The sequence below is a fragment of the Anaerovibrio sp. genome (assembly GCF_045637405.1).
Classification (GTDB): domain Bacteria; phylum Bacillota; class Negativicutes; order Selenomonadales; family Selenomonadaceae; genus Anaerovibrio.
The window spans coordinates 1-9,172 of the sequence record NZ_JAZTZI010000113.1 but is presented as its reverse complement, the minus strand read 5'-3'; the positions used below and the strand labels follow the sequence as shown (position 1 = coordinate 9,172).

16 protein-coding genes and 2 pseudogenes are annotated in these 9,172 nt (G+C 41.7%); 7 read left to right on the top strand and 11 right to left on the bottom strand.

From position 1 onward, the window contains the following. Together ACKI5G_RS07950 and ACKI5G_RS07945 are read right to left on the bottom strand one after the other, a co-directional pair. Nucleotides 1–1,074: hypothetical protein (locus tag ACKI5G_RS07950; protein ID WP_407399248.1), on the bottom strand; the 1,074-nt coding region annotated here is incomplete at its 3' end. Between the two features lie 355 nt (nucleotides 1,075–1,429). Beyond that, a complete protein-coding gene (locus ACKI5G_RS07945) occupies nucleotides 1,430–1,834 on the bottom strand; it encodes a hypothetical protein (RefSeq protein WP_407399246.1) in 405 nt (134 codons plus the stop codon). 87 nt (nucleotides 1,835–1,921) lie between these two features. Here ACKI5G_RS07945 and ACKI5G_RS07940 point away from each other — a divergent pair, with 87 nt between their 5' ends. The 4 genes and pseudogenes from ACKI5G_RS07940 to ACKI5G_RS07925 all read left to right on the top strand — a co-directional run bounded on the left by ACKI5G_RS07940 (nucleotide 1,922) and on the right by ACKI5G_RS07925 (nucleotide 3,428). Then, nucleotides 1,922–2,203 (top strand): type II toxin-antitoxin system RelB/DinJ family antitoxin, encoded by a 282-nt coding sequence (locus ACKI5G_RS07940; RefSeq protein ID WP_297571291.1) that lies wholly within the window; start codon nucleotides 1,922–1,924, stop codon nucleotides 2,201–2,203. Next, nucleotides 2,200–2,483: pseudogene (locus ACKI5G_RS07935) on the top strand (type II toxin-antitoxin system YafQ family toxin). The gene ACKI5G_RS07940 and the pseudogene ACKI5G_RS07935 overlap by 4 nt, the downstream one beginning before the upstream one ends. 294 nt (nucleotides 2,484–2,777) lie before the next feature. Further along, complete coding sequence (locus ACKI5G_RS07930; RefSeq protein WP_407399244.1) at nucleotides 2,778–3,134, top strand: type II toxin-antitoxin system RelE/ParE family toxin; 357 nt, start codon at nucleotides 2,778–2,780, stop codon at nucleotides 3,132–3,134. Between the two features lie 3 nt (nucleotides 3,135–3,137). Next, the gene (locus ACKI5G_RS07925; protein ID WP_407399242.1) at nucleotides 3,138–3,428 is read left to right on the top strand and encodes a helix-turn-helix domain-containing protein; all 291 of its coding nucleotides are present in this window, start codon (nucleotides 3,138–3,140) and stop codon (nucleotides 3,426–3,428) included. A gap of 8 nt (nucleotides 3,429–3,436) precedes the next feature. Here the strand turns inward: ACKI5G_RS07925 and ACKI5G_RS07920 are convergent. The 4 genes and pseudogenes from ACKI5G_RS07920 to ACKI5G_RS07905 all read right to left on the bottom strand — a co-directional run. Then, nucleotides 3,437–3,921 (bottom strand): annotated as a pseudogene (locus ACKI5G_RS07920) (terminase TerL endonuclease subunit); the annotation flags it as partial. Beyond that, a complete protein-coding gene (locus ACKI5G_RS07915) occupies nucleotides 3,860–4,120 on the bottom strand; it encodes an amidoligase family protein (RefSeq protein WP_407399252.1) in 261 nt (86 codons plus the stop codon). The pseudogene ACKI5G_RS07920 and the gene ACKI5G_RS07915, both read right to left, overlap by 62 nt. 188 nt (nucleotides 4,121–4,308) lie before the next feature. Next, complete coding sequence (locus ACKI5G_RS07910; protein ID WP_407399240.1) at nucleotides 4,309–4,482, bottom strand: DUF5049 domain-containing protein; 174 nt, start codon at nucleotides 4,480–4,482, stop codon at nucleotides 4,309–4,311. Between the two features lie 2 nt (nucleotides 4,483–4,484). Then, nucleotides 4,485–4,634 (bottom strand): DUF4314 domain-containing protein, encoded by a 150-nt coding sequence (locus tag ACKI5G_RS07905; protein WP_407399238.1) that lies wholly within the window; start codon nucleotides 4,632–4,634, stop codon nucleotides 4,485–4,487. Between ACKI5G_RS07905 and ACKI5G_RS07900 the strand changes: the two genes are divergently transcribed. The 3 genes from ACKI5G_RS07900 to ACKI5G_RS07890 all read left to right on the top strand — a co-directional run bounded on the left by ACKI5G_RS07900 (nucleotide 4,622) and on the right by ACKI5G_RS07890 (nucleotide 5,747). Further along, complete coding sequence (locus ACKI5G_RS07900; RefSeq protein ID WP_407399236.1) at nucleotides 4,622–4,969, top strand: hypothetical protein; 348 nt, start codon at nucleotides 4,622–4,624, stop codon at nucleotides 4,967–4,969. The genes ACKI5G_RS07905 and ACKI5G_RS07900 overlap by 13 nt on opposite strands. A gap of 245 nt (nucleotides 4,970–5,214) precedes the next feature. Beyond that, nucleotides 5,215–5,475 carry a type II toxin-antitoxin system RelB/DinJ family antitoxin gene (locus tag ACKI5G_RS07895; RefSeq protein WP_287448855.1) on the top strand — a complete coding sequence of 87 codons (261 nt, stop codon included), beginning with the start codon at nucleotides 5,215–5,217 and terminating at the stop codon, nucleotides 5,473–5,475. Then, the gene (locus ACKI5G_RS07890; RefSeq protein WP_287448857.1) at nucleotides 5,472–5,747 is read left to right on the top strand and encodes a type II toxin-antitoxin system YafQ family toxin; all 276 of its coding nucleotides are present in this window, start codon (nucleotides 5,472–5,474) and stop codon (nucleotides 5,745–5,747) included. Before ACKI5G_RS07895 ends, ACKI5G_RS07890 begins: the two co-directional genes overlap by 4 nt. A 58-nt stretch (nucleotides 5,748–5,805) precedes the next feature. On the opposite strand, the gene ACKI5G_RS07885 is transcribed toward ACKI5G_RS07890, so the two are convergent. The 5 genes from ACKI5G_RS07885 to ACKI5G_RS07865 all read right to left on the bottom strand — a co-directional run bounded on the left by ACKI5G_RS07885 (nucleotide 5,806) and on the right by ACKI5G_RS07865 (nucleotide 8,842). Continuing rightward, on the bottom strand, nucleotides 5,806–7,107 hold the full coding sequence (locus tag ACKI5G_RS07885; RefSeq protein ID WP_407399234.1) for a site-specific DNA-methyltransferase: 1,302 nt from the start codon (nucleotides 7,105–7,107) through the stop codon (nucleotides 5,806–5,808). Between the two features lie 5 nt (nucleotides 7,108–7,112). Next, the gene (locus ACKI5G_RS07880; protein ID WP_407399250.1) at nucleotides 7,113–7,445 is read right to left on the bottom strand and encodes a P27 family phage terminase small subunit; all 333 of its coding nucleotides are present in this window, start codon (nucleotides 7,443–7,445) and stop codon (nucleotides 7,113–7,115) included. A gap of 475 nt (nucleotides 7,446–7,920) precedes the next feature. After that, the gene (locus ACKI5G_RS07875; protein ID WP_407399232.1) at nucleotides 7,921–8,088 is read right to left on the bottom strand and encodes a hypothetical protein; all 168 of its coding nucleotides are present in this window, start codon (nucleotides 8,086–8,088) and stop codon (nucleotides 7,921–7,923) included. A gap of 128 nt (nucleotides 8,089–8,216) precedes the next feature. After that, complete coding sequence (locus ACKI5G_RS07870) at nucleotides 8,217–8,540, bottom strand: type II toxin-antitoxin system RelE/ParE family toxin (RefSeq protein ID WP_407399230.1); 324 nt, start codon at nucleotides 8,538–8,540, stop codon at nucleotides 8,217–8,219. Then, nucleotides 8,537–8,842: a type II toxin-antitoxin system RelB/DinJ family antitoxin gene (locus ACKI5G_RS07865; RefSeq protein WP_287448845.1), complete on the bottom strand. Its 306-nt coding sequence runs from the start codon at nucleotides 8,840–8,842 to the stop codon at nucleotides 8,537–8,539. The genes ACKI5G_RS07870 and ACKI5G_RS07865 overlap by 4 nt, the downstream gene beginning before the upstream one ends. Nucleotides 8,843–9,172 lie beyond the last annotated feature (330 nt).

Sequence of the window (9,172 nt, the reverse complement as noted above, 5' to 3'; positions counted from 1 at the left end):
TGTATGAGTCTTTACATGGGAACCAGTTTCAACATTCATGGAACCACCACCCATATTGGCATAGGTGGCCATACCGTCAGTACCGGTATTTCCAGCCATAGCAAGGCCCTCAGTGGCCGCGCCTACGAAATCATTACCGGCAGAGAGGGCCGCCATGGATGCTGTGGCTCCCATAACAGTGTTATGGGTCTGCTCCTGGGCTTCCATTTTGGTACCCTTATCTATGGTATAAATGAGGTCATCATCGGAAATAGAGGCTGTACCCAAACCTTCAAGGGTTGTGCCAACCTTGTATTTTCCAGAAAGAATTGTCCCCCCGAAACCAGTCATTTTATCCTTTATCAATGTGGTTTTTTGTCCAGCATTTAAGGCATCTACGCCAGTAAAGGTTATTCCTCTGGTGTCGATGGTCGCCCATGAGCCGTCACTGTTCTGGGCGATACCCGTTCCTGTCAGTGTCAGTGCAGGCTTTTCCCACTCAGCACTCGTAATGTAGATAGTTTGGAAGTTCTTTACGTTGCCTGCCGAATTGACTCCAGAGAAGTATAATTTATTGCCCGTAACGAAGTCGCCAATTTCAGTGCCGCTATCGCCACCCTTAATGGTTCCAGTGACTATGCTGTCCGTAATATACACTTTGTTGTCTGTGGCATTTTTATTACCATCATATGCATGACCGCCATAAACAGCATCGAGCGTACTATCTATCAGCTCCACCTGATTATTTTTCGCATCTCCATACTTTGAAGAACCGCCCCTAACTTCTTCTACCGAACTATTGCTTATTTTAAGAAAATTGCCCTCTACAAGATTCCTAGAAGCATGATTGGACCTAGCACCCATTGCAGTGTGTACCATTGCGTTATTAATAATCAGATGATAGCCTTTAGCCTCTCCACTAGACGAATTATTCTCAACAAGTCCGCCATACACTTCCTCCACTGACAATACGTTTCCTGTGACGGTCAGTGTCTTATCCGCTGCCGTTTCGCCAGGGTTAGGTACAGCCGTACCAGAACCTACACTACCTTTGACCGTGTTGTCCGTGGCATCAATATAGACCGCAGACGCCATACTACTGCCCCCTATCCACAGGGAAACAGCCAGGGCCAAAGCAGCCTGTCCCTTTAAACCTTTCCAGCCCCTCCCCTTATTGGCTTTGCTGGTGCCAATGTACCCCCCCTAGTGGACTATTATACTTCCTTGTTTCCATTTTTCATTCCCTCCATGCATATATACAGTGCCCCGAGGCACACATACTTTCTTAGAATAAAAAATAGCACAAAAATTCCCAAAATTCAACAACTCTGCAAAAAGTGGTCGATTTTTGCAAAAAGTGGTCGATTTTTAGACCTTTTGACGTTTTTTGTATAACAATATTGTTATACAAAAATTGCCCTGTCAGAGAATTCTCCAACAGGGCCACAAATCATTTACTTATACAAAAACAAAGTAGCAGTCCGGCTATAATCCAGGCTACTGTTTTCTCTTGCTTGGCTTTATTTAGTTTGGCTTGCTCCTCTTTCTCGAACTGTTCTAAGGATGCTCTGGCAATCTCTAATGAGTTCTCCTGCTCTATCATTTCCTTCCTTAAGCTGTAGATTTGATTTTGCAGCTTCTCGGACTCCTGCTCTGCTTGACTCAATTTCTTCTCGGACTCCTGTAGCTGTTTCTGCTGCTGATCTGTCTTAAGCTGGATTTTCTTGTTCTGATTATTGAGCTTGGTGATGGCCTGATTAACTGTTTTCCCGGCAGTATCAAAGCCAAGTTTCAGGTCATTTATGTTAAGCCCAAGACTGATATAAAGTTCCTCAATTTCCTGCCCCTTGGCCATTGTATTTAACCTTTCTTGTTTTTTACATACACTGTATCGACAATGCACTAATTTATGTTATAATAATCATAAAAGGAGATGATTATTATGGCTAAAACTTCAAGTGCAAATATAAGCATTAGAATGGATGCTGAATTAAAAGCAGCTGCTGAAAACTTATTTGAAGAACTGGGTATGAATATTAGCACTGCATTTAATATCTTTGTTAGACAATCATTACGTGAAGGTCGAATTCCTTTTACTATCTCCAGGGGAAGACCAAATAATGAAACTATCTCCGCTTTACTGGAGGCAGATAAGATTTCTAAAGACCCTAATATAAAAGGTTATAATGATGTTGATGAATTATTTGAGGATATTTTAAAATGACAAAATATACCTTAAAAACAACAACCCAGTTCAAAAAAGACCTTAAAAATGCGTCTAAGTCAAATCGCGATATAAGTCTACTAAAAAAATAGTTAATAAACTTGCCAACGGCGAACCATTACCTTCTAAAAGCCATGACCATGCATTATCAGGAAATTGGAAAGCCTTTAGAGAATGCCACATACAACCTGATTGGTTGCTTATTTACAAACTGGAAAATGATATTCTTGTTTTAACATTAGCCAGAACAGGATCGCACAGTGTGCTATTCAATAAGTAATTATCCCATCACATCCTCAATATACGATGGCTTATAATTCTTTTTGGCGATTATCACCATCTGCTCCAAAAGCACCTCAAGGTCTGACTCATTGATGTCCTTTCATTGACATTTCTCCCAGCGGCAGTGCCACCAAACAAAAAGGCCAATGGACTGAAAGATAGTCCTTTGGCTTATCTCTGGAACGGAACAATTTTGAAAATAGGTTCATAAGCTGATGCCTCCTTTTTTGACATTAATTACAACACTTGACAATATGGTAAAAACACCATATTATTTAATTGAGGTGAAAAGATGTCTACAGAGAAATATGATGTACAGTTATACGAAAAAGCCAATGGGGATTGTCCCATACAGGATTTCCTTGATTCCCTTGATGATAAAATGGCCGCGAAAATGTATGGAATGATTGAACTTTTAGAAGAAAACGGTCCTGCATTAAGAAAACCATATAGCGAACATCTACAAGATGGTATTTTCGAGCTTAGGGCCAAATTTTCCAGCAACATAACACGTGTACTCTATTTCTTCTATGTTGATAAAAAAATAATATTAACAAATGGATTTGTGAAGAAAACTCAAAAAACGCCGAAAAAAGAATTACTAACAGCTATAAAATATAGAAAAGATTACTTTGATAGGGAGGACTGAATCATGCGCTCTTTTAGAGATTCATTAAACAAGCGATTAGAAAATGATAATTTCAGAAAAGAATATGAAAATATCCAGCCTGAAATGAATATTATCAGGGCTATGATTGCTGCTCGAAAAGACCAGAACTTAACTCAGGCTGATTTGGCAACTCGCACGGGAATTAATCAGGCTGATATAAGCAAGCTTGAAAACGGGAGTAAAAATCCATCCCTGAAAATGCTCAAACGCTTAGCAGAAGGGCTTAATATGGATTTAAAAATCGAGTTTGTTCCTAAAACAGCTTCATTATGATAATCATCCTAAATTAACAATATTCCACGCTCATCGTACACACTTTCACCGTTATCCAATCCACAGCGGATTGCGACGGCAAAGCCTAGTCCTTTAGGGTTCGGTCAAGAGCCATTATCGTGGCCACGACACCGTCAATCTTCTCTGTGGATTTTTCTTTGTCTGGCTTTATGTTCCCGGCTGGGTCTGTCTTTATGAAGATGTTATCCATCATCCATCTAAGTACCGGATGGCCGCCATGGGCTATTTTCTGCTCCAGCATCAACTTCATCAGCTCCTTGGTTGGTGGGTTCATATCCTTGAAGCCCTGGCCAAATGGAACCACAGTAAAGCCCATACCTTCAAGGTTCTGCACCATCTGCACAGCACCCCAGCGGTCATAGGCAATTTCACGGATATTGAAGCGTTCATTCAGCTTATCAATGAACTGCTCAATGTAGCCGTAATGGACTACATTTCCTTCGGTTGTAAGAAGTGTCCCCTGCTTTTCCCACCTCGGGCTTGTAAAGGTTGCTTGCGTAGCTCCCATCCTTTTTCTCTGCGTAAATGCTGGAGTCGCTCACGGCCTTCCAAGTTCTGCCCTTGCTGTCCCCGGCCTGGTAGGTATCGTAGGTCCCGCCGTAGTGGGTGCTTTCTTTTCCGAAGTAGGCTGCGATTGTCTTTGCTGCCTTGCTCCTCGTAATCCCTGTCATTTCAATTTCTACCCCAAAGGTCTGTGCTCTTAAATCCATCATGTTTTGTCATCCTTTCTGCTTTTTGCCTTGCTTTGCTTTTGTTGTGTGTATATTGCCATACATGTGTTCTAATAGCAAGTTATTTACAGAAAGTTTTTGATGTATCTTTAGAGCCCGAAAAGGCCCGCCGAAGCGGGCAGGAGATGTTATTCGCCCGTCATAATAAAACGAACATACTCGGCCTTGTTTTCCTGGAGGTACTCAGCAAGCTCGGTAAAATCAAACTGTATTGCAAGTTCCTTTACAGTAACAATGTCAAACATGTTTGTGGCTCCGGTCTGCCTTATTACAAGAATCTGCCTTTTGATTTCCTGTGTCATAATCAGCCCTCCTCTACCTTGTGGTACTCATCTTCACCGTAGGCGAGATTAAGACCGCTCCCGTTGTCCCAGGAAACCATTATGCTGCCAATGTCATCAACTCCCAACACGGTGCCTCTGGTTCCCTGTGGCGGGGCCTGTGGATCGTCCATACAAAGACCTTGAGGCGAGGAGCAAGGACCGCGGTGAGGGCTTTGCCTGGGTGTTCAGGCTTTACGAAGAAAGCCTTGAAAAAGAAAACAGCCGCCTTGACCTTGGGCGGGAGTGCATTTTGGAAAAAGACATCCCACTGCTTTTAAAAGGCCTTGAGGAGGCAGGAATCAGGGAATTCACCTTCAGCTCAGGTTGGAGCAGTTCCAACGAAACAGCCTTTGAATTTTACAAAGCAGGCTGGAAGGTAACAGGAATGACCTTGGTAAACACCCACAAGGAATGGCCAACCGAAAACTACAAGCAGGAACCAGCCTTCATTTTCACCCGCGGCTGAAAAGCCGCAGCCCCTTCCCCGGAAGGGGGCCTTTCCTCGTCTTGTGAGAATATACAGTATACTCGCATTTCTAGTCTTCTCGAGTTTGCCATGCTAAAGTATCCGGGCCTAGTCAGACTGTATATATTTATTTGTTAGCTCAAAAAATAATCATAACAAATTTTTATAAATTACCCGAGAAATCAATAATTATATTGTCTATACACTGTCACTATAGTATAATTAGACCATGGAGGTGTTTTATCATGACTACAGCAATTGTTCAAGTTCGCGTAGATAATGCACTCAAAAAAAGAGTAGAAAGTAAACTAAAAACCATGGGGCTTAATATGAGTACGGCAGTTAATATGTTACTTCACCAAATTGATAATCAGAACCGTATTCCGTTTGAAATTTCTGGAAAAGAATCTGAACTTTTACAGACCATTAAGGAGATTGAAGCTGGCCAGGGATTAAGTAAAGTTTATACTGATCCTGATGAGCTTTATAAAGATTTAGGAATATGATTTATAATGTCCAATACTCTAATAAATTCAAGAAAGATGTTAAATTAGCTAAAAAACGACATCTCAATACTGATTTGCTCCATGAAGTCATTGAACTTCTGCGAACTGGACAAAAATTACCAAAAGAGTATCATGATCACCAGCTATCTGGAGATTATGCCAACTACCGAGAGTGTCATATAGCTCCTGACTGGTTGCTTATATACAAAATAGAAGATGATACCCTAACACTATTACTAGCTCGTACAGGCACACATAGTGATTTATTTTAAAGCCCACATGGGCTTTTTTATTTCTTAAAGTTTGCCATGCTAAAGTATCCGGGCCTATTCAAGCTGAATGAGACCCCTTCTGCTTGTCTGTCACAGAAGATTCCTTGAATTCAAGTTCCTCCTCCGTTGGAATGTACACATCACTGCAAGGTAGCTCTTCGCCATTTCTGATTACTTGAACATCATCCGGTCCATAGCTTGCCACGAACCTTCGAACAATAGCCGATGCGTATTTTGGGTCAAGCTCCATGAGATATGCTTTTCTGTTCAACTGGGCGGCTGCCATCATGGTTGAACCACTGCCGCCAAACAGGTCCAGCACGATGCCGTTCTCCTGGCAGGAATTCTGCATTGGATAAGCAATCAGCGGTAAAGGTTTCTGTGTCGGATGTAGTTTGGATTTGGTTGGCTTGTCAAATTCCCAGACTGTGGTCTGCTTGCGGTCGCCATAGAATTTATGCTTGGCTGTATCCTTAAAGGCATAAAGCACAGGCTCATGCCGCATCTGATAATCCATTCTCCCGATTACCAATGCGTTCTTTACCCAAATGCAGGTCGTGGAATAATGGAAGCCTGCATCCACAGAAGCATTGAAAAAGTTACATTTCTCCGCATCCGAATGGAAAGCGTAAAATGCGCCACCATCCACCAGACTGCTATATGCATTTTTGAAGGCATCAAGCAGGAAATGGTAAAAAGCCTCACCATCGCTCCACTTGTCGTTCATGATAGTCATTCCGGTACCACCCTTATAAGCACAGTTATAAGGCGGGTCAGTAATACACACATTTGCCTTCTGCCCGTTCATAAGTGTAGCTACATCTTTTGGATTTGTGGAATCACCACACAACAGGCGGTGTTCTCCCAGGAGCCAAAGATCTCCTGGCTCAACAAAGGCAGCTGCGTCAAGAGCAGCATTTACATCAAAGTCATCGTCCTCAGTATCTTTATCATCTGTGCCAAAGAGGTCAGCCAGTTCCTTTTCATCAAAGCCTGTAAGACCGATGTCGAACCCCTCACTTTCAAGGGACTCAATCTCAATCTTTAAAAGCTCATCGTCCCAGCCAGCATTCAAAGACAATCTGTTATCTGCCAGGATATATGCTTTCTTCTGTGCTTCAGTGAGATAAGCAGCGGAGACACATGGTACCTGTTTTAGCCCCAGTTGCTTTGCAGCGGCAATTCTGCCATGTCCTGCCAAAATGCCATGTTCTCCGTCTGTTATCACCGAATTAATAAATCCAAATTCCTTTATAGCACTTGCCAGCTTTGTCACCTGTTCAGGCGAGTGTGTTCTGGCATTGTTCACATATGGAATAAGCTGGTCTACATCGACCAGCTCGTATTTCAGTTCTCCCATTAATATCATTTCCTTTCCCTGGCTCTTAGCAGGCGTTCCATCAAATCATCGGACGGTGTGTCTCCCTCATAGCCGGTTATGCAGTTTTCTTTTACGATTTGGAATATCTCGTTCCACAGCCTGTTGGCTTGGTTCATGTAGTTTATACCGATGTTTATAAACGGCGAGGTTATTGGCTTGCCGGATGTCGGGTGCTTACTGAGCATACCCATACGGCTGGTCAGCTCCTCACACTGAATCCATCTGGCAGAGCACATGGCGTAACGCTCCAAGAGCTGTTTACTAATCTTGGTATGCATACCGAGGCGTTTCAGCCAGTTCCATGTTTCCGTATAAATCTCCTTGGCCTCGAGTTCACTACCATCACGCTGCTGGGCGGAGAGGAACTTCTACCCTAATGCAAAAAATCAACAGAGCAACATACCCAACTATCACTTTGAGTATGTTGCCCTGCTGAAAATCACTAAAATGCTGTCTTTCTGGCACAGCATAATTCCTTATTTTTATATATCTCAAATATGCCATGAATCCTTATAAGACAAGGGATTATGGCACTTTTATTTTCTGTTAATTAGTGCTACGCTCTCAACATGTGGCGCAAAGGTTCAAGCGATATAAAGTTGCCTATCACCATAGGCTAGTTGAGCTGAACAACGCAATTAAATCTGTCCACTCAATAGTTGAGATTATAGCCACGATAGCATTATTTCAATCCAGAGCTCCAAGTATTCTTTCCTGTTACAAAATAAAACAATGTTTAATATATACCCAAAAACTCCCAGCCGGAGCCAGGAGTCATTTGAAATCAAAATATTAGATTAGAGCATTTTTCTTGCCAATCTCTTTTACCTGTTCAACCGTGAGCTTGGTAGCACGGGCAATCATCTCTATAGATAATTTTTCCTTAAGCAACTCTATTGCAACCTCAGCCCTGCCTTCGGCTCTGCCTTCAGCTCTATTTCTCTCAATTACCTCACACATTTCGCTCACTCCTTCCTCAGTAGTCTTGAACCTACGCTTGCGACTTGATGTTGCCGGGAAACGGGTATCATCATAATCTATATGAAGCAATGCTGTACTAGATTTAAAATCAGCATTAGAATTATTATTTATACAATTGTCTTAAGCTGCTTTCCCAAATCACGCCCACCGTAAATAATCCTAACGACATATACTGTACTATCCTCTTTATTGGGCAGATAAAAAATTAAATAATTATTTACACAAATATATCGTAATCCCTTGGAATGCCAAGGCTCATCTTTATACAACTGGTGACGAAACGGCATCTCGTCAAGTTTTTCCACTTCATCAATAATGGAATTCACCAATTCAGCAGCCACACAAGGTGATTTTAACTGATCTGCAATATATTGGTAAATGTCGTATATATCCTGCCTTGCTTCACTGGAATAATCAATATAATAACTCATATCCCCAAGTTCCTCTTCAGCTCGGCACGCAGTTCTTGAGCAGAAATAGTCTGACCGTTGGCTATACTGTCCATGCCTTTTTGTATTTCATTATCAAATTCTTCTTTGCTTAACATTTCATAAGCAAGTGGACTTCTTGTAGGTAACTTCATTTCAAAAGGGATGCCTCGTTGCAATACAATCTGTTTTAAAAACATACCTACAGCATTGGACATAGGAATCCCTAATTCGTTAAGAACAAGCTCAGCCTGTTCTTTTAGCTCTGGTTCAACCCTTGCAAATATATTAGCTGTTCTTGCCATGATGCTCTCCTCCTTTATTAAATTTTATGCTAATCGATTGCTATTTGCAAGCAAAATGTTAATATAATCAGCAGAAGTCCAATAAATTCATCACAATCAAGTCAATTCTATAGTCTCCACAAGCACATAATCATCAAACACCTGTATCCTCTTTATGTATTTTAAAACCAATTCATCACTATAGTCTATTGAGTATTCCGCGCCCTGAGAGCCAGACAATCTCCTTTTGAGAGCCACCCATTATGCTACTTAGAGCCACCCTATTTACAGCATCAAATATGATGTAGAGAGCCACTTGGTGTCGCGCTACAATGGACATATGGAAGATTC

Excerpts from the sequence above, each read along its gene's own strand:
- ACKI5G_RS07870 (WP_407399230.1), bottom strand. The coding sequence starts at position 8,540 with ATGAGTTATTATATTGATTATTCCAGTGAAGCAAGGCAGGATATATAC.
- ACKI5G_RS07875 (WP_407399232.1), bottom strand. The coding sequence starts at position 8,088 with ATGTGTGAGGTAATTGAGAGAAATAGAGCTGAAGGCAGAGCCGAAGGC.
- ACKI5G_RS07925 (WP_407399242.1), top strand. The coding sequence starts at position 3,138 with ATGCGCTCTTTTAGAGATTCATTAAACAAGCGATTAGAAAATGATAAT.
- ACKI5G_RS07945 (WP_407399246.1), bottom strand. The coding sequence starts at position 1,834 with ATGGCCAAGGGGCAGGAAATTGAGGAACTTTATATCAGTCTTGGGCTT.
- ACKI5G_RS07940 (WP_297571291.1), top strand. The coding sequence starts at position 1,922 with ATGGCTAAAACTTCAAGTGCAAATATAAGCATTAGAATGGATGCTGAA.
- ACKI5G_RS07905 (WP_407399238.1), bottom strand. The coding sequence starts at position 4,634 with ATGGACGATCCACAGGCCCCGCCACAGGGAACCAGAGGCACCGTGTTG.
- ACKI5G_RS07865 (WP_287448845.1), bottom strand. The coding sequence starts at position 8,842 with ATGGCAAGAACAGCTAATATATTTGCAAGGGTTGAACCAGAGCTAAAA.
- ACKI5G_RS07885 (WP_407399234.1), bottom strand. The coding sequence starts at position 7,107 with ATGGGAGAACTGAAATACGAGCTGGTCGATGTAGACCAGCTTATTCCA.
- ACKI5G_RS07895 (WP_287448855.1), top strand. The coding sequence starts at position 5,215 with ATGACTACAGCAATTGTTCAAGTTCGCGTAGATAATGCACTCAAAAAA.
- ACKI5G_RS07930 (WP_407399244.1), top strand. The coding sequence starts at position 2,778 with ATGTCTACAGAGAAATATGATGTACAGTTATACGAAAAAGCCAATGGG.
- ACKI5G_RS07910 (WP_407399240.1), bottom strand. The coding sequence starts at position 4,482 with ATGACACAGGAAATCAAAAGGCAGATTCTTGTAATAAGGCAGACCGGA.
- ACKI5G_RS07915 (WP_407399252.1), bottom strand. The coding sequence starts at position 4,120 with ATGACAGGGATTACGAGGAGCAAGGCAGCAAAGACAATCGCAGCCTAC.
- ACKI5G_RS07890 (WP_287448857.1), top strand. The coding sequence starts at position 5,472 with ATGATTTATAATGTCCAATACTCTAATAAATTCAAGAAAGATGTTAAA.